At 44.6% G+C, this 25,516-nt stretch carries 18 protein-coding genes; 9 read left to right on the top strand and 9 right to left on the bottom strand.

Features of this window, described 5'->3' with window-relative positions; translation table 11 throughout:
• The first annotated feature begins 5 nt into the window (after positions 1-5).
• From gldM to DWX33_RS08635, 3 genes are read left to right on the top strand one after another with little or no spacing between them, the layout of a single operon-like run.
• On the top strand, positions 6-1,574 hold the full coding sequence (gldM, locus tag DWX33_RS08645; RefSeq protein WP_009016568.1) for a gliding motility protein GldM: 1,569 nt from the start codon (positions 6-8) through the stop codon (positions 1,572-1,574).
• A gap of 10 nt (positions 1,575-1,584) precedes the next feature.
• The gene (gene gldN / locus DWX33_RS08640; RefSeq protein WP_005863269.1) at positions 1,585-2,679 is read left to right on the top strand and encodes a gliding motility protein GldN; all 1,095 of its coding nucleotides are present in this window, start codon (positions 1,585-1,587) and stop codon (positions 2,677-2,679) included.
• Positions 2,680-2,728: 49 nt separating this feature from the next.
• A complete protein-coding gene (locus DWX33_RS08635; protein WP_005863271.1) occupies positions 2,729-3,265 on the top strand; it encodes a GNAT family N-acetyltransferase in 537 nt (178 codons plus the stop codon).
• A gap of 63 nt (positions 3,266-3,328) precedes the next feature.
• Here the strand turns inward: DWX33_RS08635 and DWX33_RS08630 are convergent, their stop codons facing one another.
• Together DWX33_RS08630 and DWX33_RS08625 are read right to left on the bottom strand one after the other, a co-directional pair.
• Positions 3,329-4,516: a DUF418 domain-containing protein gene (locus DWX33_RS08630; RefSeq protein ID WP_122380212.1), complete on the bottom strand. Its 1,188-nt coding sequence runs from the start codon at positions 4,514-4,516 to the stop codon at positions 3,329-3,331.
• Between the two features lie 5 nt (positions 4,517-4,521).
• A complete protein-coding gene (locus tag DWX33_RS08625; protein WP_122380211.1) occupies positions 4,522-5,481 on the bottom strand; it encodes a nitrilase family protein in 960 nt (319 codons plus the stop codon).
• A 95-nt stretch (positions 5,482-5,576) separates the two neighbouring features.
• Here DWX33_RS08625 and DWX33_RS08620 point away from each other — a divergent pair, with 95 nt between their 5' ends.
• Positions 5,577-6,086: a GNAT family N-acetyltransferase gene (locus DWX33_RS08620; protein ID WP_122380210.1), complete on the top strand. Its 510-nt coding sequence runs from the start codon at positions 5,577-5,579 to the stop codon at positions 6,084-6,086.
• Positions 6,083-6,706: a chloramphenicol acetyltransferase gene (locus tag DWX33_RS08615; protein WP_036618767.1), complete on the top strand. Its 624-nt coding sequence runs from the start codon at positions 6,083-6,085 to the stop codon at positions 6,704-6,706. The genes DWX33_RS08620 and DWX33_RS08615 overlap by 4 nt, the downstream gene beginning before the upstream one ends.
• Positions 6,707-6,855: 149 nt before the next feature.
• Here the strand turns inward: DWX33_RS08615 and DWX33_RS08610 are convergent, their stop codons facing one another.
• Positions 6,856-8,004, bottom strand: a complete 1,149-nt coding sequence (locus DWX33_RS08610; RefSeq protein ID WP_122380209.1) for an acyltransferase — start codon at positions 8,002-8,004, stop codon at positions 6,856-6,858.
• A gap of 340 nt (positions 8,005-8,344) precedes the next feature.
• Positions 8,345-11,398, bottom strand: a complete 3,054-nt coding sequence (locus DWX33_RS23105; RefSeq protein ID WP_122380208.1) for a DUF6383 domain-containing protein — start codon at positions 11,396-11,398, stop codon at positions 8,345-8,347.
• Positions 11,399-12,204: 806 nt separating this feature from the next.
• Between DWX33_RS23105 and dnaE the strand changes: the two genes are divergently transcribed.
• A complete protein-coding gene (gene dnaE, locus DWX33_RS08600; protein ID WP_122380225.1) occupies positions 12,205-16,008 on the top strand; it encodes a DNA polymerase III subunit alpha in 3,804 nt (1,267 codons plus the stop codon).
• Positions 16,009-16,095: 87 nt separating this feature from the next.
• Positions 16,096-16,410 (top strand): thioredoxin, encoded by a 315-nt coding sequence (trxA, locus tag DWX33_RS08595; protein ID WP_122380207.1) that lies wholly within the window; start codon positions 16,096-16,098, stop codon positions 16,408-16,410.
• 63 nt (positions 16,411-16,473) lie between these two features.
• Here trxA and mnmD read toward each other — a convergent pair whose 3' ends face one another.
• From mnmD to DWX33_RS08580, 3 genes are read right to left on the bottom strand one after another with little or no spacing between them, the layout of a single operon-like run.
• Entirely contained in the window at positions 16,474-17,136 is a 663-nt protein-coding gene (gene mnmD, locus DWX33_RS08590) for a tRNA (5-methylaminomethyl-2-thiouridine)(34)-methyltransferase MnmD (RefSeq protein ID WP_122380224.1), read from the bottom strand.
• An 11-nt stretch (positions 17,137-17,147) separates the two neighbouring features.
• A complete protein-coding gene (locus tag DWX33_RS08585; protein ID WP_122380206.1) occupies positions 17,148-17,477 on the bottom strand; it encodes a hypothetical protein in 330 nt (109 codons plus the stop codon).
• A complete protein-coding gene (locus DWX33_RS08580) occupies positions 17,477-17,662 on the bottom strand; it encodes a type II toxin-antitoxin system Phd/YefM family antitoxin (RefSeq protein WP_122380205.1) in 186 nt (61 codons plus the stop codon). Before DWX33_RS08580 ends, DWX33_RS08585 begins: the two co-directional genes overlap by 1 nt.
• A 131-nt stretch (positions 17,663-17,793) precedes the next feature.
• Between DWX33_RS08580 and DWX33_RS08575 the strand changes: the two genes are divergently transcribed.
• On the top strand, positions 17,794-20,187 hold the full coding sequence (locus DWX33_RS08575; RefSeq protein WP_122380204.1) for a TonB-dependent receptor: 2,394 nt from the start codon (positions 17,794-17,796) through the stop codon (positions 20,185-20,187).
• A 132-nt stretch (positions 20,188-20,319) separates the two neighbouring features.
• Positions 20,320-22,968, top strand: a complete 2,649-nt coding sequence (locus tag DWX33_RS08570) for an ATP-binding protein (protein WP_048927133.1) — start codon at positions 20,320-20,322, stop codon at positions 22,966-22,968.
• Here DWX33_RS08570 and DWX33_RS08565 read toward each other — a convergent pair.
• Positions 22,963-23,970 carry a PAS domain-containing sensor histidine kinase gene (locus DWX33_RS08565; RefSeq protein ID WP_008779195.1) on the bottom strand — a complete coding sequence of 336 codons (1,008 nt, stop codon included), beginning with the start codon at positions 23,968-23,970 and terminating at the stop codon, positions 22,963-22,965. The two genes, DWX33_RS08570 and DWX33_RS08565, sit on opposite strands and share 6 nt — an antisense overlap.
• Positions 23,967-25,331 (bottom strand): sigma-54 dependent transcriptional regulator, encoded by a 1,365-nt coding sequence (locus DWX33_RS08560; protein WP_009275379.1) that lies wholly within the window; start codon positions 25,329-25,331, stop codon positions 23,967-23,969. The genes DWX33_RS08565 and DWX33_RS08560 overlap by 4 nt, the downstream gene beginning before the upstream one ends.
• Positions 25,332-25,516: the final 185 nt, after the last annotated feature.

Below are 25,516 nucleotides of genomic sequence, written 5' to 3'. Positions count from 1 at the left end.
GAAATATGGCAGGAATATCAAATAATCCCAATTCTCCCCGTCAGCGGATGATCAACCTGATGTATCTGGTGTTCATCGCCATGATGGCACTGAATGTGTCGTCGGAGGTGCTGGATGGTTTTGAGTTGGTGGAAGGTAGCTTGCGAACCTCTATCGATAACTCCTCCCGCCGAAACAAGATCGTAGCGGACGAGATGGAAGCTTATTACCAAGAGAATCCCCAGAAAGTGGGTGAGTGGGCATTGAAGGCCCGTGAGGTGAAAAAAGCCTCAGATAGCCTCTATACGTATATACAAGATTTAAAGATCCGTATCGCTAAGGTAGCTGATGGCGAGAATGCCAACGTAAACAGCATCGAGCATAAGGATGATTTGGAAGCCGCTTCCCGTGTAATGCTCTCTCCTGTAAGCGGAGAAGGTAAAAAGCTGAGAGCGGAAATCGATAAGTATCGTATCTGGATGGGCGGCTTTATCGAAGATTCGGCGAAGACTGCCGTATTGGAGGCGAACCTAAGCACGACTCCCCCTCATAAAGCGGGGATCAATACCCGTACTTGGGAAGAGGCCTTGTTCGAGAATATGCCGGTAGCGGCGGCTGTTACCCTGTTAACAAAAATGCAAAGTGACGTTCGCTACGCCGAAGGTGAGGTCTTATCGAACTTATTGAATAGCGTAGACGTTGGCGATTACCGTGTGAACCAGATCACGGCGCAGGTAATCCCGGAAAGCCAGATCGTAATGCGAGGAAGCCAGTACAAGGCGAATATCGTATTATCGGCGGTAGACTCCACGAAACGTCCTACGATCTATGTAAACGGAAAAGAATTACCTTACGAGAATAAAGGAGTCTTCACGGTGAATACCGGAGCTGCCGGGACATTCCCGATCAAAGGTTATATCGAGATGCCGAATAGCGACGGCAGCATCATGCGCCGGGATTTCGAGAGCGAGTATTTCGTGACCGAGCCGACAGCTACCGTGGCCCCGACATTGATGAACGTATTATATGCCGGTATCGCCAACCCGATGCGTATCGCCGTCCCGGGTGTACCGAGCGGTAATGTGACAGCTACCATGACGAACGGCACATTAACCCGCAGCAAGGATGGTTGGGAAGCCCGCCCGTCTAAAGTAGGAACGGAAGCCGTGATCACGGTAAACGCTCGTATGGCGGATGGCCGGAACATAGAGATGGCAAAGACTACCTTCCGCGTGCGTGCCCTCCCCGATCCCCTACCTTATATCGAGTATAAGGATCAAAACGGTAACGTCCGTAAGTTCAAGGGAGGTATGATCGCCAAACGTAGCTTGGTAGAGGCTGACGGTATTCTGGCCGCTATCGACGATGATTTGCTAAATGTAAAATATACGGTATTACGTTTTGAGCTGACTTTCTTCGACTCCATGGGTAACGCTATCCCGGAAGTGGCCGAAGGAACCAACTTCTCGCAACGTCAGAAAAACTATATCCGCAATTTAAGTAAGGGTAAACGTTTTTATATCACCCGTGTAGTCGCGAAAGGTCCGGACGGTATCGAACGTACCATACCGACTATCGAAGTAATCGTAAATTAAGATTCGCAGTATGAAACATCTGTATTACATAGCCGCTTTGGCCGCCACTTTTTTAACAGCGATGCCTCTTCACGCGCAAGAAGAAGCAGAGAACGATGCTACGCAGCAACAACAAACGCGTCGCCGTTCGCCTCAAGCCAGCCGTGGGGAAAGAAACGATAAGAAAGATACCGGTTTACCCGAACTGACCGTACGGGCCCAAGATATGAACGAGCGTTTGACGCAAGAGATCGGGAACGCTCGCTGGATGCGTATTATCTACCGGCAGGTGGACTTGATGAAAGAACAGAACGCTCCGCTTTATTACCCGACCCGCCCGATGAACGGACAGATGAATCTTTTCTCCGTAATCTTCCAGCTTTTAGGTGAGAACAAGATCAAGGCCTATGAGTATCTGGACGGATACGAGGAGTTTGACGAAGCCCATTTGATCAACTTCAAGGATTTGCTGGATCGCTTCTACATCCTTTATGAGGAGATACCGGGGAGAGCGGGTGAGGAACCGACTTTCGTAATCAATGAAAGCGATATACCTGCAGCCGACGTACGGTCTTACTATGTAAAAGAAGCATGGTATTTCGACCAGAATAATTCCGCTTTTGATGTCAAGATATTGGCGATTTGCCCGATCCTTACCTCTACAGGTGATATGGGAGAGACAACCATGCCTATGTTCTGGCTTCCTTACGAGAATATACGTCCGTATATCAGCAATTCATACATCATGACGTCTAATATGAATAACGCCATGACTTTTACGATGGATGACTATTTCCGTCGCCGGATGTTCGAGGGGGATATCATCAAGACCCAAAACTTGATGAATCTGCCATTGCAGGCGTATTGCCCGACACCGGATTCCTTAAAGAACGAGCAAGCTCGTATCGAAGGTCAATTAACCAGCTTTGAGAAATCACTCTGGTATCAACCGGATACGACTCAAGTAGCGGTAGACAGCAAAGCCGCGAAGAAAGCCAGAAAGAGCGCCGCAAGAGGAAAAGGTACTACAACCAAAGAGCCTGCCTCCGAAAAGAAAGCTCCCACTGTCAAGGCTCCGAAAGCAGAAAAATCCGCTCCGGTACGCAGTGTTCGACGCAGAAGATAAAAACGGACTCACGATACGGGTCTGAGCGATAACCGGTGATACACAACATATGAATAAAGAAATCAAGATTAGACAAGAGCAAGAGAACGACTTCCAAGCAGTAAGGGAAGTCGTGGAACTTGCTTTCCGTGACGTGGAGGACAGTGATCAAAGCGAACCGTACCTTGTAGAACGTTTACGAAAAACGGACGCTTATATTCCGGAGCTCTCCTTAGTCGCTGAATTAAACGGCGAAATCATAGGGCATCTCATGATGAGTAAGGTGGAAATCGTATCAGAAGACCAAAGCGTGATCTCTCTTGGGCTAGCACCGGTTTCGGTGGTACCGAAGTACCAAAGGATTGGCGTTGGTAGCGCTTTGATCCGTGAAGCGCATAAGCGAGCTGGAGAGCTAGGCTATAAATCGGCCGTCTTATTAGGACATAAGGATTATTATCCGAGATTCGGATATAAAAGGGCGATTGATTTCGGCATTGAGTTTCCATTCGATGTCCCCAGCGAATATTGCATGGTTGTCGAGTTGGCACCGGAAGGACTCAAGAACGTGCATGGAATGATTAAATATGCCAAACCTTTTATGGAGTGAGTACTGTTTGTAATGAAATGAGACGGGACATACCCCATCTCATTTCACCAGATAATCAGATCCTTATTTAGAACCTACCCACGTCCACTTATGCCAAAGACCTTCCAACGGTCCGTGTTTATGTCTTTCAGCCCACCACTTACAGAAGCGTACTTGCAAGAAGAAAAAGGCGATACCGATGAACATGCTGACCGTATAACCGCAGTAAGGAGCCAGATTCAAGCCGATCGGGAAATAGACCAGCGCACCAGCAAAAGATTGTGTCACATAATTCGTCAAGCTCATCTTTCCATAAGAGCGTAAGATAGAGGTAAAACGCTTAAAGGCCTCGCGCTGATACAGTAACACAAAGGAAGCCACCAATACGAACGTAAAAGCGAATTTCTGCCACATATCAAACACAACACCTGCCGTCTGGCGCACGATAGCGCTGTCCGCCGTATCCATCAACAATACTTTCAGTTGGTATAAAGGACCGAAAGCGATCGCAGTAATGATCAAGGTCTTTATCCAAAAACGGGAATTCTCCTCCGAGGGGATAAATAACTTTTTGCGCCCGATCAACATTCCCAGCATAAATAACCCGCAGGTCTGTACATACCGGCCGGCACCAACAGCCCAGAGCAAACTAGCCTTTTGTCCTAACGTCACGTTCTGCCAGATGAAATTCCATAAATCCCCCCGCTTGGTATGCTCCGCCATCTCTGAGTACATCTCCCCTACTCCTAAATTGGGTAATTGGTAATCCGGATTAAACAGGCTAGCGATATAATGATACCACTCCACCGGCTGCAATAAAAAGATAATAGCCGTTATCAAGACAGCCTTATCGCTCCATTTACGCACGATAAACAAAACAACGCCCACGATCGCATACAGCAGCAAAACATCGCCTGCCGGATAAAAAGCGGCGTTCAACGTAGCGAAGATCGTCAACAGCAGTAATCTCCAAAGGAAGCGGTAACCGAAGTCTTTTCCCTTCGCCTGCTGGTTCGAATACTGTATATAAAAGGTAAAACCAAATAACAAAGCAAAGATAGAATACGATTTCCCGGCAAACAAAGCGAATACCACCGTAAACACGCCTTCATTCAATACGTTCAACCATCCCGGCAGCGTAGCCGGGTCCGGATAGACCGGATAGATAAAATGTTCCACATTATGCACTAATAAGATTGCCAAGACAGCGAATCCACGTAGCGCATCCACCACCTCTACACGAGGTGACTTAGAGATTGTTGTTTGTTGCATACTATTTATTTGCTACTTGTTGTTTCTGTTAACCATGCTACCTTTTGATTGGACTCATGCGGTTGGCCTATAATATCCGCATAAAGTTCCGGACGACGGGCATTTCGGTAACGATATCCTCCAGCCTGTCTCAATTTCTCAGGGATAGCCGTAGCGATCATGAAATCATCACCCAGTTTACGGCATTCCGCCACGATATCGCCGAAAGGATCCAGAATCATCGAGCAACCGTTCTTGATCTCATTATAATCACGCCCGATCGGATTGGAGAATACCACATATACCGCATTGTCGTACGCCCTAGCGGGAAGCCATTTCATAAGCCAAGCACGTCCCTTCAGGCCATCGAACTCCTGTCGCAAGGAAGTCGGATCGTTTGCCCGGTTCTCCCACAACACAGGATCTATCAAACCAGCCCCGGGGCGAGGGGAAGGGGTACACATTGTCACGTGAGGCATGAAAATGATATCCGCCCCTAATAAGGCCGTGGCACGGACATTCTCTATGATATTATTATCGTAGCAAATCAATATGCCACATTTCCATCCCTTGATCTCAAAAACCACATATTGATCGCCCGGCAAGATATTCGGATTAATAAACGGATGTAGCTTGCGGTACTTTGCCTTCAAGCCATTGCCATCCACGCAAACTTGCGCTTTATAGATACGATCCCCATCCCGCTCAAAGAATCCGGCCAGTAGCGTGACGCCAAACTCTTTGGCGATGGCGATCAAGGCTTGCGTACTCTCCCCCGTGGGGATCGGTTCGGCAATAGCCAACAATTCCTCGCGAGACAAGTCCTTGGCAAACGTATATCCACAAACCGAGCATTCGTGAAAAGCCACTACATCCGCTCCCTCTACCGACGCTTTCCGGCACATCTCCCGGATGATAGAAAGATTATACACTTTATCGTTATCCCGTGTCTCGAACTGCACGGTAGCAATTTTTAATGGTTCCATGATATTTTGATTTAATTGGTTTATATATTTTTCGACTAGATTCGCAAAGATAACAATAATATACTACTTTTGCGGGATAACTTTTTCTACCGATCATGAATATCAGACAAACACGACAAGAAGATCTGGCCGAGGTAATGGCTATGTACAATTATGCACGCAGGTTCATGCAAGAGCATGGCAACGGGAATCAATGGATCAACGGATATCCTTCCGAGGAATTGATCTCCAACGAGATCAAGGCCAGCCATAGTTTCGTATGCGAAAATGAGCAGGGCGAGTTAGTGGGGACCTTTTGTTACATCGAGGGAATCGACCCTACTTACCTAAAGATCTATGAAGGCGAATGGCTGAACGATGAACCTTATGCCGTGATCCATCGCATGGCCTCCAACGGTAAGCAAAAGGGGATCTCGACCGAATGTCTAAAATGGGCATTCGCTCATTGCAATAATATCCGTATCGATACACACCGGGATAATATTGTCATGCAAAACTTATTGAAAAAGCATGGCTTCAAGCAATGCGGTATCATTTACATCGCGAATGGTACGGAACGCATCGCTTTCCACAAAATAGTAAACCCAACAAATAAAGAATCATGAAGCATCCTATTGACCTAGAGCATTGGAACCGGAAAGAACATTTCCTGTTTTTCGGTTCTATGGACGACCCTTTCTTTGGACTGACCACCCAGATAGACGTGACCTCCATCTATAAAGAGGCGAAAGCGGATCATGCCTCTTTTTTCCTCTACTCCTTACATAAGATTATGACAGCCGTTAATGAGGTGGAAGAGTTCCGGTACCGGATCATCGACAACATCCCTGTCTGCTTCGACCGAATCCACGTGGGAACAACGATCGGGCGGGAAGACGGTACATTCGGCTTCGGCTTCTTCGAATATACACCGGACAGGCAACTGTTCCTTCAAAACGCACAGAAAGAGATCGAACGTGTGCAAGCTCTCACAGGCCTTTGCAAAGATAGGGAATCAGACCGGCAAGACTTAGTCCGTTTCTCCCCGGTTCCGTGGATCGCCTTCACGGAGATGAAACACGCTTCCTCTTTCCGTACAGGCGATTCCGCTACCCGTATCTCCACCGGAAAGCTGATCGAGCAGAACGGGCATCGGATGCTCCCTATCTCCGTAACGGCTCATCATGGCTTGATGGACGGCAGACATGTGTCTATCCTCTTAGATCGTATAGCGGATAAAGATTGATAAAACAGCGAGCCCCCCCCGACAGTCAGCCCAGTACTCCCGGCGGGAGTACCCCAGTACCACGTAGGAAGTACTTCGGTACTTTCATCAAAGTATTCCAGTACTCCTTACGAAGTACTGGGGCAAGCCTATAGGCTATCCAATCGGGCTTATTTGCGTACCCGCAAGAAACGTTTGGTCAGGTACCTGCGGACAGGCTCGTCGTATATCCTCAAACTGATATAAGCCAGCGCTATACTTCCTAGAACCAAGGCCAATGCTTCCGGCCACGCCTCGGCAAATGTAAGGTTCTCCTTCTTCACCCACCCAAAATACAAGTATATAAGAGGGTAATGTACCATATACAAAGGATAAGAGATATCTCCCAAGAATTTACAGATACGGGCGGAATGCTTATCGGTTGTCTTCCCGGAAGCCCCCAGATAAACAAGCATAGGGAATATCAGGATCGCGCATACGGAATCATAGATACCGTTCATCCATAAGGTCTCACCATTACCGACATAGGGCATGGAGAGTAAAACGACGATCGCCAGGCTACAGATCCAAAAAGTACCTTTGACATGAATGGGTTTAAAGACGCGCGACATCAACAATCCCATCGAGAAAGAAAATAACACTCGTAAAAAGCCACCGATCAAATTGTACTCTTCCATCGTCCACCCCACACCTAGGTGCCCCGCACCGGAAAAATTGAATATAGCGAACGAAGCCAATCCGATTCCCGCCAAGACAATAAGTGCCGTAAGCGCCTTCGTTGACATCCGACGAATAAACAAGGCATACATAATATTCCCGATATACTCGAAGAACAAAGACCAACTAGGGCCATTTAAAGGAAACATCTCACCATTTCCACGGATCTCAGGCCCGGAACCGGGTACAGCCGGTATCAAAAAAAGGTTGATAAGCAAAGCTAGCATCACCATGGATATAGAGACATGCGTACCATCCCACTTCTCACACCCTTGTATACAAAACGCGATAACTCCCAAAACGGCTCCAAGGACAACCATCGGATGCAAACGGATCAATCGACGTTTGATAAAATCCTTTGTCGTCATGGTTTTCCACCGGTCGTCATAAGCATAACCAATCACGAACCCGGACAGGATAAAGAAGAAATCAACGGCTAAATAACCGTGATTAAATTGTTGATCAATGGGACTCGTAGCAAAGGCTTCGAATACATGATAAAATATAACCATTAACGCTGCGACACCTCTCAATCCATCAAGAAGGTCATAATGAGGTTTTGTGTCCGCAAATGCGGCCGCTGAGATTTTTGAGTTTGACATTAATTGTTTGAGCTTATTTTTGATACTACTATTACTTCTAATTTCCGCAAAAATACAAAAAGGCCCCATCTTTCACGTTATTAGACAGTTCTTTTTTCATTAGTTACACATAAATAAGGTCGCAAAATACGAAGTCCCCAGCAAAGCTTACGCCTGCCGGAGACTTGTTTCTTTATCCGTACTCCATCCTCACGGAGGTACTTACGGACCTCTTAATTTATTACTTTAGTATTAATATTAATCCAACTCCCGCCTGTTCATCCGTCACGGATTACTTGGGATCGAAACCCTCACGGGAATTGTTGATTATCTTATTTCATTATTCCTTTATTGAATATCCTTATTTTACAGCTACTTTCACTGTCTCGTTACCTACCGTTACGAATACTACACCAGCAGGAGCGGCGATAGTAGCGTTGTCGGAAGTAAGAACTGTCTCTGCAACTGTCTGGCCTAATACAGTACGAACGTAAGCAGTCTCGCCTGCGGCACCTTGGATAGTTACGACACCGTTACCGGCTACAACTACGATAGAAGATTCTTTTGCGTCGATAGATTCGTTGGCTGTCGGAACCTCTGTGCCAAGCGTGAAGACCATTGCCTTTTCTGGATTTGTTGTTAAACCTAACATACCATTCAAAGCATATACATAAGCTGTCTTATAAACATCACCCTCTTTGACCTTTCTTTGAGAAGAAACGAAATATTCATCATCTCCCTCCGCAAGTGTGATATTAAATTTGAACGCATCCAATCGATCTGTTGATTTCACGCTCTTGTCATCGTTAAGCTCCTTAACAACCTTAACGGTCTCACCTTTCACGGTAGTAGTGATTGTATCAACCCCCGTAAGGATAGCCGGGCGGAAGATAACCTTCGTCTCAGACTTGCCTGAACCTTCCAAATAATATTTCTCGTCCGTATATTGTTGCGCAGAACCTTCAACGAAATAATGCAAAGAATCTGTCGGATTGAACATGAACATTCTCTCAGCCGGTTTTTCCTCACCTTCAGCCACCTCAATACCCTTAGAGATATAGAATGACGGAGTCTTAGCCTTGCTATCCGCTGTATCTAACCAGAAGATCATGCTTTCAGCGGACAAGATGCCCTCGTTGAAGCCATTCTTATTCAACTGATAGTTGATAGAGCCTAACATATTGTCGAAAGAAGCGTGACGAGGTTTAGCGGCCAATGACGGGTTGAACGGATTAGCGTCCAAAACCTCAACGTTAGCGTAAGTCTTATTAATATCATCAGCAGATTGGTAACGATTGGCCGCATAAGTAATAGCCATAGAAGTAGTATTTACGCTAGCCATTTTCGCACTACTACCAGTTGAGCCATCATAGCTAAGCTTACCGTCTGTTACAGCGCTCACCGCAACTAAAGAATAAGCGCCAGCGGCATTCTTAACAACAGCGAACTCTGTAGCGGCATCAGCAGCCTTATCTCTAGATGCGGCAGCGCCAAGATATTTAGCATCATCACCTTTGGCTTCCGTATAGCGTAAAACATAAGTCGGAACAACCAATGTATCGCCATCAGCCTTCATGACAACCTCTCCCTTATCATTCAAATAAGCGAAAGCATTTGTGCTTATCACATAATCCTCAACACCTTGCAGAGATTTAGTAGAATGATCTTTCGCTCCCTTTATTCTTTCCGGATAAAGAACGATTAAATTCTCCTCTTTGGTTGAAGCCTTCATTGTTTTAGTAGCATTGTCATCAATAGCGTAAAGAGCTTTCTCTCCAAATAACGCGTCCTTACCATTGAATGTCATCTTAAAGCCTTCTGCGATCTGAGTATCCGTGAATACCTTATATCCGTCCGTACGAGTCGTAGCGATCGTGTTGAACTTAACGGAAGTATTGTTTGCTAAAGCTAACGCTGTTGTTACACCCTTATTTGCGGCGATTGTTACATCAGTGCCGTTGTACTTAGCGTTAACTACCTTATAGCCACCTTCAGCACCATTAGGTTGTAAACGTAATACTAAATCATCACCAGTCTCACGGTTTGTCAATGTAAATTCATATTTGCCGTTGAAGCCAGAAACGATCCATTGTGATACCGGCATAGTGAAATCTACGCTATTATAAGCGGCGACACTTAAGCTTGAACCATCAGCAGGATCTATTGTCAAATACTTATGGTACTCAGTTTGTGAATCAGCCTCATCATTCTCACTCTTGGTTGAGCTAGTGAAGTAGATATTAACCACATTCTCAATGTTCTTCTTCAACAATACTGAAGCGTCAAGGTAAGAGTTTTCACCTAGTTGAGGATGGATAGCGGAATATTTCGTTCCTGACATTAGAACAGAAGTAACATAAGTTTTCGTATCAGAAACAGATGGCTTAACAGCAGCTACGTAAACCTTCGTCGCGGCTGTTGTTTGATCTTTTTTCTTATAATCAACAGTCAACGTCAATTTACCATCCTCATTCAATACGTCTTTCGCCGTAATCGTAAAGTTTGCGTTAGAGCAAGAGTCAGCGTTGGCCGTAGCAACCGATCCCTTCATCCAAAACAAAGCATATCCCTCATTGTCTTGCTTACCATTGATGTCATAACGATTAGAGGGATCTAAAGCTAAGAATGTAATTTCTTGAGCCGCTGTCAAGATTGCGTCATTATCTGGAGTCTCTGCATTTACCGCACTAACAAATGCCTTAACTTTCTTCGAATCACCTTTCACGAAATAAGTACCGGCAGCCAACTTATTCTCATCAGAAGGTTGAGTTGCCGCAACCTCATCCGTAAATGATACGGGAACAACCTTATCAAACAAATTTCCAACCAGTTCATTCGTTGTATAATCGAATGACAATGTTGTGCCATTTGAATTATAGTCATTCAAATAAGCGGCATCAATACCCTCTGAGCAAGAGAATGCTTTCAAGCCAGTCTTTACTTCTTTTGTAGGTACAGTTACTGTATACAAACCTGAGAATTTCAACTTGCCCTCTGATACAGCGAACTTAGCATTCAACTCAGAAAGATTCTTGTCGGTAGCGGCAGTCAACGCATTACCGTCTTTATCGGTAACTACCTGATAAGCCACACCACCAACATTAGCCCACAACTCAAAAGAGTTAGATGAATAATTACGGATAGTAAATACGACTCCTGTAGTTGCATTACCATCAGCATCACCAAAAGAAATAACCTTCTTTTTGTCCTTTGTCGTAAGAACATCTGTAACCTTCAACAATGCACTCTCAGACGCACCTAGATAAAAGCTCATTCCATTAGCAAGAGCCGTCTTATTCTCGCTATAGGAAATTACGGTCTTAGCCGTAAGATCAGTAGCGGCATACGCAGCATTAAAAGCAGGTCCACCTAGCAGTAAACCAGCTGTTAACAAGGTAAAAATCCTTTTGTTCATAAATTCAAAATTTAATATTAATAATAGTGTTAATTAAAGTCCATCCCGTCGTTTAGCACCCTTGTTTTACCCGAAAACGACTAGTCTAAACGATCGTTTTAATTAGTCATTTGCAAAGGTACGCGTTTCTTTGACTTCTGCAACCCTTCCGGGCTATTTTTTTCATCCCTTATTCGCTTTCTTATCAATAGGATAGCCTATCCTTTACGAAACAACCGATTCCGTAAACGAACCTCTCGTTTTCCTTCTTTAAAAACGCAAGATCTAAACGATCGTTTAAATCAATCATTTTTATCTTCTATTATTTAATGTACATGCGTACATTAATAAATACACCATCCAATAATCAACAAAAGTAAGATCACCTTTTGCGATAGATCGGAATATTAGTTTCCCTTGTTCTAACAAAATGACACTTTGTAAACAGAACTCCCGGAGATTCGCTTTTTCCAAGCATAAGTACAGTATAAAACGGCTTTTCACACAGAAAAACGCCATTCATAACTATCTTCCATCTGCTAGTTCGAGCACCTCACGAAAACCTCCTGTCACGATATACGGCTTATATCAAGCAAAATATCAATACAACATCTGTTTATATAACATATAGATTCTATAGAATCACACATATTATAACCTCATTATATCCTTCAGAAAACACGTACGTCTTTTTCCAAAAACATGTACGTGTTTCCGGAAAAAGACGTACGTGTTTTTTTAAAAGCAAAACAACCTCTCTCGTACTAAAAATATTTCCTACCTTTATGCACTCATTTCAATATGCACCAGACTATACATTAATATATATGGAACCGTTTATTCATTTACACGTACATACCCAGTATTCCTTGCTGGACGGACAGGCATCCATCGACGCGTTGATCGACAAAGCGTACAAAGACGGAATGCGTGCGATCGCCGTAACAGACCATGGCGTTATGTTCGGTATCAAGGAGTTTTTCAATAAGGTTAGCAAAAAGAACAGTAAACCTCTCGGGATCATCAAGGACTCTGAGAAAGAACTAAAACCGCTGCTGGCCAAGGATGCTCCAACCGATGAGGAACAACAAAGGATAACGGAACTACAAAAACAAATCGCCGAAGCGAAAGCTTCCATCTTCAAGCCGATCATCGGGTGCGAATGTTATTGCGCTCGCAACGGAAGGCATAGCAAGCTGGCCTCGCAAGACGACCGTAGCGGCTGGCACTTGATCGTTCTGGCCAAAAATAAGAACGGATACAAGAACCTGATCAAGATGGTATCCCTCTCATGGACGGAAGGATTCTACGGACGTCCGCGTATTGACAAGGAATTGTTGGAGAAATACCATGAGGATCTGATCATCTGCTCCGCCTGTTTAGGTGGAGAGATCCCGCAGCATATCATGCACGGACGAATCGATAAGGCCGAGGAGTCTATCAAATGGTTCAAAAACTTATTCGGAGAAGACTATTACCTTGAGATGCAACGGCACGAGACACACGACCCCAACGCCGATTGCACGATTTTCCCGCATCAACAAGAGGTGAACAAGGTACTGATCGAACTTGCTCACAAACATAATATCAAGCTAATCGCCACCAACGACGTCCATTTCGTCAATGCCGACGACGCTGAGGCTCACGACCGCCTGATCTGCCTTAGTACCGGCAAAGACTTGGACGACCCCAAGCGTATGCGCTACTCCAAGCAAGAATGGATGAAGACAACCGCCGAGATGAACACCATCTTCGCCGATATCCCCGAAGCTTTGAGTAATACGCTCGAGATAGCCGACAAAATAGAATTCTACTCCATCGACAGCGGTCCTATCATGCCGACTTTCGCCATTCCCGAGGAGTTCGGTACCGAGGAGTCCTACCGTCAGAAATTGACAGAGCATGATTTATTTGAGGAATTCACCCGAGACGAGAACGGTAATGTCGTATTAAGCGAGGAAGAGGCGCACTCCAAAATCAAGAAATTAGGTGGATACGACAAACTATACCGCATCAAGCTGGAAGCCGACTATTTGGCGAAATTGACATACGACGGAGCCAAGGAGCTTTACGGAGACCCCTTGAACGATGAAGTAAAGGAGCGTCTGAACTTCGAGTTACATATCATGAAGACCATGGGTTTCCCCGGCTACTTCTTGATCGTACAAGATTTCATCCGTGCCGCTCGTGAGGAACTCGGTGTATCCGTAGGACCGGGACGTGGTTCGGCCGCCGGATCTGCCGTAGCTTATTGCTTAGGGATCACCAAGATCGATCCGATCAAATATGACCTCCTGTTCGAGCGTTTCTTGAATCCGGACCGTATCTCCCTCCCCGATATCGATACCGACTTCGATGATGATGGCCGTGGCGAGGTCTTACGCTGGGTAACGGAGAAATACGGTGCCGAGCGTGTGGCTCATATCATTACTTATGGTACGATGGCTACCAAGTCTGCTATCAAGGATGTCGCTCGGGTACAGAAATTACCGTTATCCGAATCGAACCGGTTAGCCAAATTGGTTCCGGATAAGATCCCCGACATGAAGAAGTTCAAATTGGGCGACGCCATCAAGTATGTGCCGGAACTAAAAGAGGCGGCTAACGGAAATGACCCGCTGGCACGGGATACCTTGAAATACGCCCAGATGCTGGAAGGCAACGTCCGTAACACGGGTGTACACGCCTGTGGTGTCATTATCGGACGTTATGATATATCGGATGTCGTACCTGTCAGTACGGCGAAAGACAAGGATACCGGCGAGGAGATGCTGGTTACCCAATACGAGGGTTCCGTGATCGAGGAAACCGGATTGATCAAGATGGACTTCTTGGGCTTGAAGACCTTGTCCATCATCAAGGAAGCGATCGAGAACGTGAAACTGACTACCGGACATGATCTGGATATCGACCATATCAGTCTGGAGGACCCCAAGACTTATAAATTGTATTGCGACGGAAAGACAACCGGTACATTCCAGTTCGAGTCCGCCGGTATGCAAAAGTATTTGAAGGAGTTGCAACCTTCTAAATTCGAGGACTTGATCGCCATGAACGCCCTGTATCGCCCGGGCCCAATGGACTACATCCCTTCTTTTATCGCCCGTAAACAGGGTAAGGAAGAGATCAAGTACGACATTCCCGTCATGGAACGCTACCTAAAAGATACGTACGGTATTACGGTCTATCAGGAGCAGGTCATGCTTCTATCCCGTTTGCTCGCTAACTTCACGCGTGGTGAGAGTGATGCCTTACGTAAGGCGATGGGTAAGAAGTTGATCGAGAAGATGAACCATTTGAAGTCTAAATTTATGGCTGGTGGTCAAGCCAACGGCTATAAAGAGGATACTTTAAACAAGATCTGGTCCGACTGGGAGAAGTTTGCCTCATACGCTTTCAACAAGAGTCACGCTACTTGTTATTCATGGGTGGCTTATCAGACCGCTTACTTGAAAGCGAACTTCCCGTCCGAGTATATGGCCGCCGTCTTGAGCCGAAGCTTATCCAATATCACGGATATCACGAAGTTCATGGATGAATGTAAAGCGATGGGTATTCAAGTATTGGGACCGGACGTGAACGAGTCTATCTTGAAGTTCAGCGTAGATAAGAACAAGAACATCCGCTTCGGGCTAGGCGCCGTGAAAGGCGTAGGTGAGTCAGCCGTACAAAATATCATAGAGGAACGCAAGAAGAACGGCCCGTACAAGAGTATCTTCGATTTCGTAGAACGGGTGAACTTGACCGCTTGCAATAAGAAAAACATAGAGTCCATGGCTTTGGCCGGAGCGTTCGATAACTTCGGTATCCAGCGTGAGCAGTTCTTCACCGACAGTGGAAAAGGGGAATTGTTCTTGGATACCTTGGTTCGCTATGGTAACAAATACCAGATGGATAAGAGCACGGCAGTCAACTCTTTATTCGGTGGAGACGCCTTGATCGCCATCGCTAAACCGGAGATCCCGCAATGCGAGCGTTGGAGCGATCTCGAACGCCTAAATAAAGAGAAGGAGTTGGTCGGTATTTACCTATCCGCCCACCCGTTGGATGAATACCGTATCATATTAAAGTATGTATGTAATACCGGCATGGTAGAACTTAACGAGCGGGAAACCTTACAAGGCCGGGAGGTTTTATTAGGTGGTATCGTCACCGGTTTCCGGGAAGGAATGACCAAGAACGGAAAGCCTTACGGAATCTTGAAGATCGAGGATTTTACGGGTAGTGGCGAGATCCCTCTTTTTGGACAGGATTATATCGAATACAGCAAGTATGGTAAAATAGGGATGTATCTCTTGATCACAGCCCGTGTAGAGCCTAGCCGCTGGGACCCCAATAAACTGGACTTCAAGATTGGTACCGTCAACCTTTTGCAAGACGAGAAAGACAAGCTGATCGAGAAAATCAGTATCACGGTCCCGATCCATGATTTGGACGAGCCGACTATCAATGAGCTTTCGGTATTGATCAAGAACAATCCGGGCCATAGCCTGTTATATTTTAAGGTTGTCGATGGGGAACATAATATTTCCCTAAATCTCTTCTCCCAAAATATCCGCTTAAACGTGACCCGTGAGCTGGTAGACTTTTTACAGGAGAACGAGAATATCGATTTTAAAATTAATGGTTAAAGTTGTACGACGCTGAAAGAATTTGTACTTTTGGCGTCATAACAATCATTAGATTATAATTCATAATTAAATAATACGTAATTCAAAATGGCACTACAAATTACAGACGCTAATTTCGAGGAGTTGGTTAACTCCGGAAAGCCCATGGTTCTTGACTTTTGGGCAGAGTGGTGTGGCCCTTGCCGCATGGTTTCTCCTATCATTGATGAGTTGGCAACCGAATACGAAGGTCGTGTGACGATCGGTAAAATGAACGTTGACGAGAATGACGATGTAGTCGGACAATTCGGTATCCGCAACATTCCTACTGTTCTTTTCTTCAAAGACGGTAAGATGGTTGATAAAGTAGTAGGCGCTACGGCTAAGGATAAGTTCGTAGAAAAGATCGAGGCAATACTTTAATAATTGAAAATTGAGAATTGAGAATTGAAAATACCGAGGAATACGCTCTGTAACTTTCAATTCTCAATTTTTAATTCCCCTAAGTATATGTCGCTTGCCCGGAGGACCGGGAAGACGGCTCATCTCAAAACCAGCCGCTTGCATACCTCTGCGTACCTCTCCTTTTGCGCAATAGGTTACGATCACCCCACCCGGTGCGGTATGGGCATACAAACGATTATAGATTTCCTGATTCCACATCTCCGGTTGTTTCTCGGGTGCGAATGCGTCGAAATAGATCAAATCGATATCATCCGGTAGTTCACAGGTGTTACTATTTCCTTCTATTTTATGAAGTGTAAAGCACTCTGAGATTGAAACGGGAGTATTCCACTCCGCCTCATGCAAGGCTAAGAATAACTCTTTTCTCTCCGGCCAGATCAGCTCCCCATAATTCAAGGCACGAATCGTATCTAAAGGAAGCGGGTATAACTCCACTGTACGATAATCAATAGGATGTGCTTGAGACAGCTCGACATCCTTCAATGTCAAGAAGGCGTTCAGCCCTGTACCGAAGCCAACTTCCACGATTCGGATAAAGTCTTTCTCCAGCACATGCAATCCCGCCTCAATAAATATATGTCTCGATTCCTGCAACGCCCCGTTCACGGAATGATAATGTTCATCCATCGCCGGAATATATAGCGTATGGCTTCCATCTGCCGTTATCTGTAATTCTTTCTCCATCATTCTATTGATTATAAATATTGCGCACTTACATGGTTATTTGTTATGTATCGGATCATATAGACTACTCCTCCTTCATCTTGATATTTTGTAAAAAACACATACCACTGTGTCACTTTATTCTTTCGGAAAGTAGCATAGCGCATTCCTTTACCATATCTATTGAAATACGAGGGTGCTAACTTGCTGACTTTTGAAGGTAATGTTGTGCGTATATCATCTAACAACTCATTTACATATCTAACCGCAGTTTCCTCAAAACCGAAATACTCCCTCTCATAAAGTATTGTTGTTAGATCATTAAAATAGTCAAGGACTTCGGGTAAAAATACAATTCTCATTATTTCTGTCGGTAAAGGTTCTTGATATGATTAATCGCCCCTTCCTTAAAAGACTCAAACGAAATTGCTCTCGTAAAATCCTCATCCGGCACCAAATATTCATCTTTTGAAAGAATGGACGCCTTATTCAGTCTTCTCATAAGAACTCCTTGTTCTTCAATAGGTATCTCTAAGCACTTTTTCATAGATCATCTGTTTTTAATTGCACAATTATAGCATACAACAAATTTATCATATTCTTTTCTTACGTACAAACAATCTTGTATATTTCTTTCAATATTAATTCGTACCTTTACCGATGTAAATGATATAAGATATGGATAGACGCCATCTTTACTTCTTACTATTCTTATTATGTACCATACAAGCCGCTATCGGTCAACAGCGCTCCTTCTCTATCAAGGGAGTTGTAAAAGACGCGTCAAGCGGACAGCCGATACCTTTCGCTAACGTAGTGGTATGGAACACGACGCAAGGGGCGGTCACCGATTCCACCGGATTATTCGAGATATCCGGCATATCACCCGGAAGCTATCGTCTCCAATCCTCCTTTCTGGGATATAAGCCCTTCGTTACCGCCGAATTCAGACTAGCGAATAAAGATATATTCTTCCCGATCGAGCTAGAGGAAGCCAGCCAGAATCTGCAAGAGGTTAGCGTAGTAGCCTCTCCGTTCCGTAAAACCGCCGAAAGTCCGCTAGGACTCCGTGTAATCGGTTTCAAGGAGATAGAGAAAAGCGCGGGAGGAAACCGGGACATCTCCCGGGTAGTACAAACCTTTCCCGGAGTAGCGTCCACGGCAGCGTTTCGTAACGACTTGATGGTAAGAGGAGGAGGTCCCTCGGAAAACCGTTTCTTTTTGGATGGCGTAGAGATACCGAATATCAACCATTTCTCTACCCAAGGAGCCTCCGGAGGTCCGGTCGGTATTATCAATCCCGATTTTATCCGGGAGGTCAACTTTTATTCGGCCGCATTCCCCGCATCCAAGGGAAACGCTTTAAGTTCGGTATTGGATTTTAAACTACAAGATGGAAATAAGGAGAAATTCTCATTGCGAGGAGTCCTAGGAGCCTCAGATATCGGTGTGTCCGCTAATGGACCGCTAGGAAAAAAGACCACTTTCCAAGTGTCTGTTCGTCGCTCTTACCTTCAATTCCTTTTCGATATGATCGGCTTGCCGTTCTTACCTACTTTCACGGATGCCCAATTCAAGATTAAGCACTCCTTCAACCCCAAGAATGAGCTTACAGTTCTCGGATTAGGGGCGATCGATGATATGAAGCTGAATACAGGAATGGAAGACATGAGCGAGAAAAACCAATATATCCTCTCTTACTTGCCGGTCGTAAAACAAAAAACGTATACCCTTGGAGCGGTTTATAAACACTACGCCGGTAAAAATCTCTACTCGGTCATTATCAGCCGTAGCCAGACCAACAATAAGAATATTAAATACAAAGACAATGACGAAAGCAAGGAAGAGAATCTCTCCTTAAATTACCGTTCGGATGAGATCGAGAATAAGTTCCGAACGGAAAACACGTTCCGCTTACCATTCATTCAATTGAATGTCGGAGGAAACATCGAATACGCCCAATACACGAATGACACCTATCAAAAGCAATTTACCTCTATCCCCCGTACCATCGTATATCAAACAGACCTTGGCATATGGAAGTGGGGTATCTATGCCACGGCTATTTATGAGAGTTATAACGAGCGGTTTACCGCCTCTTTAGGTGTTCGTGCGGACGCAAACAATTATTCCTCGGATATGAATAATTTGTTAGATCAGTTATCTCCTCGCCTATCCTTATCCTACCGCTTGTCCGATCCGCTTTATATAAACGCGAATATCGGACGCTACTACGAGCTTCCTCCTTATACGACATTGGGATTCAAGGATAATGAAGGTAATTATGTAAACCGGACAAATCATTTAAGCTATATCCGAAGCGACCAAGCCGGATTAGGCTTGGAATACCGTCCTACCTCATACTTGAAATTCACGGCCGAAGGATTCTATAAACATTATGATCGTTATCCGATGTCCATACTCGACAGTATCCCACTCGCGTCGAAAGGTACGGACTATGGTGTCTTGGGAAATGAGGCCGTATCGTCTACCGCTACAGGGCGAGCTTATGGGCTTGAGATCATGGGACGTTGGTATAATTATAAAGGGCTTACTTTCATCGCGTCCTACACTTTGGTAAGAAGCGAATTCAAGGATGGGAGAAATATGGACACTTATCTTCCCTCGGCTTGGGACAATAAGCATCTGTTCACGTTTAGCGGGACTTATTCTTTACCCAAGAACTGGGACGTAGGCGCCAAGTTCCGGGTAGTAGGAGGCGCTCCCTATACGCCTTACGATGTAGAAAAGAGTAGTTATGTAGAAGCTTGGGACGCTAATAACGGGCTATACTATGATTACAGCCGGTTTAACAGCGAACGGCTCAAGCCATTCACGCAGTTAGATATCCGTATCGATAAAACATTTTACTTCAAAAAGATCATGCTTGGAGCCTATATCGACATCCAAAACATATTGAATTCCAAATACAAAGAGCAAGACGTATATATCAAAACGGGTAAAATTATCAACCCGGAAGCTCCCATATATGAACAACGGTACGAATTAAGACCGATAGAACGTCTTACAGGAACGCTTCTCCCAAGTATCGGAGTGATGATCGAGTTATAGATTTTAGGCGTAATAGATTCTTTTTATTTTGAATTTCAGCAATTAATCATAAATCTTTTCTATTTTTGTGGACTGTATGAACAAAAAATAGTACTTTAATCGCAAATAAGCACATGAATAGGTAGGTAAAGAATGACATTATTAAAATACTACATACGATTCGTACTCTTTATCGTGTTAAGTCTGGTCTTTTCTTTCCACTTATACGCTACAGATAATGCAGGCCCTATTTTAATCATTAGCTCCTACAATCCCGATACACGTAATACGACCGCCAATATTTCCGAGTTTATGGAGGAATATAAGCGGGGAGGTGGTATCTCGCCGGTGGTTATCGAGAACATGAACTGTAAGAGCCTCCCGGAAGCCCCCTTATGGGACGGTAAGATGAGAGGTATATTGGATAAATATAAGGAAAATAACACTCCTCAGCTTATCATAATCTTAGGTCAAGAGGCATGGGCTTCTTATATCTCCCAAGAATACAAGCCTGATATACCGGTTTTATGCGGTATGATCAGTAAGAATGCGATCTTATTACCCGACTCGGATTTAAATGTCGCCGAATGGGAACCGAAATACATCGATATCCAAGAGTACGTAGATAAAGGTTTACACCTTGGCGGGTTCTTGTATTCTTATGACGTAAAAGAAAATATCCGGTTAATACGTAAGTTATATCCCCAAACTCAAAATATAGCATTAATCACCGATAATACCTACGGTGGTTTAGCTATGCAGACCTTGGTAAAAAAGGAAATGGAAAATATCAAGGATCTGAACTTGATATTACTGGATGGAAGAAAGAATAATATCTACACCATCGTTGAGCAAATCAAGAACCTGCCGGATCAGACCGTGATATTGATTGGTACATGGCGTGTAGACGTGAACGACGGGTATTATGTTGGAAATGCCACGTATACCATGATGACCGCCAATCCCAGAATCCCGACATTCACATTGGCATCCGTCGGCATAGGGCACTGGGCCATCGGAGGTTTCAGTCCCAAATACAGGCCTATAGGTTCCGATTTAGCGAAAGAGGCTTTAAGTATATTGGAGAAGAAAATCGCCCCTAAAGATATCCATCCACAAATCATTCCCAATGGATATATGTTCGACGCTTCAAAGATCAAGGCTTTTGATATCAGCAGATTGTCATTGCCCCACGACGCTACTATTATCAACGAGGACCCGAGCCTATTCTCCAAATACAGGTTCGAGATCTTGCTAAGCGTAATCACCGTATTGTTTATTTTCCTGATAATGATATTAATCTTCTTTATCCGAACCAATAAACTGAAAGATAAGTTATTGGATCTACAGAAGGATAATATACTAATCATGAATAATATCCAAGCTTCTATCTATTTCATCAAGCCGGATTATACCGTAAAATGGAGAAACGAGGTAGAGTTCCATGACTGTATCCCTGAATTCGGTCCGGCTAATTGCTTCTTGGTCAAGAACGGAGTAAAGCCTTATTGTACCCGTTGCACGGTCGCAAAGGCCATGGAAACCAAAAAGCAGGTCGATATCACGAATGAGTTCGGCGATGGAAAGTATCTTCATATTTTGGCGAACCCTGTATTAGACGAGCACGACAACCTTATCGGGGTTATTTTCAAGAAAGAAGACGTGACAAAACAAAAACAGGCGGAGAACGAACTGAGGAAAGCGAAAGAGAAAGCGGAAGAGTCCGATCGTTTGAAATCCGCGTTCTTGGCGAATATGAGTCATGAGATTCGAACGCCATTGAACGCGATCGTCGGTTTCTCCGGATTATTGGCCGTAACCGAGAAAATGGAGGATAAAGAGGAATATATCAATATCATTAATAGCAACAACGACCTGCTATTGCAATTGATCAATGATATTCTCGATCTGGCCAAGATAGAGGCGGGTACGCTAGAATTCGTGGATTCAGACGTAGATGTCAATCAACTATTCTCCGATATCGAGCAGTCTTCCCGTTTGAAGGCGCAAGATGGTGTGCAGGTATGCTTTGTCGAGAAGATCCCGAATTGTATCTTACGCACCGACCGTAACCGAGTCTCCCAAGTCATTACGAACTTTATCAACAATGCCATCAAGTTCACGACTCAAGGTAGCATCCTGTTTGGCTACCGCCATAGAGATGATGAGTTGTATTTCTATGTAAAAGATACGGGATGCGGTATCGCCAAGGATAAGATCGGTCAAGTTTTCACCCGTTTCGTTAAGTTAAATAGCTTTGTGCAAGGAACGGGGCTGGGATTATCGATTTGCCAGATGATTATCAAGCGTCTGGGTGGAGATATAGGGGTGGAATCAGAGCAAGGGAAAGGTTCTACATTCTGGTTTACGTTGCCCTATTCGATACTAGAGATGCAGGAAGTCCCGCATGAGAAACCAAAGACCGAGAATGTACAGAAGAGCCAGTCATCCAAATCTGCAACCCTATTAATAGCGGAAGATAACGAAAGCAACTATACTTTATTCCAAGCCATGTTGAAAGATTATAACCTTATACACGCATGGAACGGGGAACAAGCGATCGATTTATTCAATAAATATCAACCGGACTTAATCCTAATGGACCTAAAAATGCCGATCGTAGACGGCTATGAGGCTACACGGGTAATTCGGGAAAAGAACCAGTCCATCCCTATCATCGCCGTAACGGCTTTCGCTTTCGCGGAGGATGAGGAACGGGTAAAACAAAGTGGATTCTCCTCTTACATCGCTAAACCGATCAAGCCGGATAAGCTAATCGCATGTATTAATACTTATTTATAGAATCCGTTTGGTAACAATCGGAAAACGCAAGACGAAAGAGGAACCCTTCTCTACTTGAGAGTCGAGACTAATACTTCCTCCATGACGGTTCATGATCTGCCGGCAAAGACTTAATCCGATACCGGAACCTTTAGATTTAGTCGTGAAGAAAGGCACGAAGACCTTGTCGATCGCCTCGGGAACAATTCCGCTACCATTATCAATCACCGAAATAATAACCATGCCGGCTTTTTGGACAGCCTCCACGACTATTTGAGGAGATAAGGACTCTTCACAAGCCTCTATCGCATTTTTCAATAGATTAATTAATACTTGTTCCACCATGATCCGATCCGCATATAAATTTAAATCTTCCGGTTTTACACGAAAGAAGAGGATGTCGGACTTCTCCGGAAATAGAAGCCGGATATCGTCAAAGAGAGCCGAAACCGAGAAGTTTCGTAAAGTAGGTAAAGGCAGACGGGTTAATTGCCGATAATTCTCGACAAAATCCAATAGCCCCTTACTTCTCCGGTGGATCGTTTGCATGGCTTGTACCATGATAGCGTAGTCTCTCTCATTCATGCCATTTATCGTCGCACGCTCGGCTACCGTCTCTGATAAAGAGATTACCGGAGCGATCGAGTTCATGATCTCATGCGTCAATACCCGGATAAGTTTCTGCCATGCCTCGGTTTCCGCCTCAGCGACCACCGAATTATACAATCGACTCCGTAAAGCTTCCAAGGCAGCGTTCATAGAAGAGGCCAAAGCCTTTTCGTCTTCCGTCATTGAATCGGAAGGATAAAACAGGCTCAGATCCCCGTAATGAATACTCTCTATCAGGTATTCCATCCGCTTAACAGTCTTTTGCTGATCCTTATATAAGAAAACCGAAAGCGCAAGAATACAAAATCCGAACAGCGCAGGAATAAACAAAAACCCTTTCAGCATTAAGAATGAGGCAGTAAAAGACAAGACCACGATCCCCAAAATACGAGCGAACAACAAGTAACGTATCATAAGCCAAATTTCTCCAATTTACGATACAAGGTAAAGCGGGTAATCCCTAGAAGCTCGGCGGCACGAGTGATATTCCCCTCGGCACGACGTAAGGCACGTTCGATCGCTTCTTTCTCCAATACCGTCAAATTTAACTCATCGGATGGTTCCTTATCCCTAAGCGGGACAGAACGCAGAATAAAGTCTTCCGGCCTTAGCCAATTACTTTCAGACAAGATAACCGCCCGTTCAATCGCATGTTGCAGTTCACGTACATTACCGGGCCAAGCATAATTATGTAGCTTATTCTTCCCATCCCTGTTAATGCCCTTCAAGTCTTTCTTATATTTACGGGCATACTTCGACAAGAAATGTTCAGCCAATAAGATCACGTCATTTCCTCGTTCCCTCAAGGGAGGAATATGTAACTCGATCGTATTAATACGATATAAAAGATCTTGCCGGAAAGTACCTTCTGCCACAAGATGATGGATATTCACGTTCGTTGCGCAGATCAACCGGATATCAATCGGTATGGGTTGCGTTGCTCCCAAGCGGGTTATCTGTCGTTTTTCCAAAGCGGTCAACAGTTTCGCTTGCATGGAAAGGCTTAAGTTCCCGATCTCATCCAAGAACAAGGTACCACCGGAAGCTACCTCCATTCGTCCCGGCTTTTCCTTACGGGCATCCGTAAAAGCCCCTTTCTCATAGCCGAATAATTCACTCTCGAAAAGTTGTTCCGGAATAGAGCCCACATCGATCCCGACGAAAAGATTCCCCGAACGCGGAGATTGATGATATAAGGCGCGGGCAACTAAATCTTTACCGGTTCCATTCTCCCCCAAGATTAATATATTGGCATCCGTATTCTTTAATTTATCGACCGTAGCGAAAATAGCCTGCATCGGTTCGCTTTCACCGATGATCTCGAAGCCAGCATCCTCGGGTGAACTAAGAATCTCAACTTGTTTCTTTAAATTTCGCACTTCCGCCCTACTCTCCCGAAGTTCCAATGCTGAAGAGAGTGTAGCGAGTAATTTCTCCTTTTCCCAAGGTTTCGGGATAAAGTCGGTAGCTCCTGCCTTAATCGCCCGCACGGCCTTATCCGTATCCGAATAGGCAGTCATAAAAAGAACCACCACGTCCGGGTCTATCTTCTTTATCTTCTCCAGCCAATAGAAACCCTCCTGACCACTAATAGCATCCCGTTTGAAGTTCATATCCAACAAGATAATATCCGGGATAAAAGTCCGCATGAAATGATCGATGCGCTCCGGTTGCGTAGCCACTCTTATTTGTTCCATATAGGGCTCCAGTAATAAGTTAAGGGCAAAAAGGATGTCCTCATTATCATCTATAATTAATAGTTTTCCCTTTTTCATAAGCGCTGAACTAGTTTGTGATGCCTCAAAGGTAGGTATTAAATCAATGGAAGAAGCGTGCGTAATCGAACGATTATCGTGCACAGATGAACTGTTAAATTAATAGTCCGCAAAGAGGGTTAAGATTAAGTAAACGGTAAGACTATTTAAGCGAAAGAAAAAACGAGGAGAAAGAAGGAAGACTA

This window comes from Parabacteroides sp. AF19-14 (assembly GCF_003635485.1).
Lineage (GTDB): Bacteria > Bacteroidota > Bacteroidia > Bacteroidales > Tannerellaceae > Parabacteroides > Parabacteroides distasonis.
The sequence above is the reverse complement of the archived record's forward strand: the minus strand, read 5'-3'. Positions and strand labels throughout refer to the sequence as shown.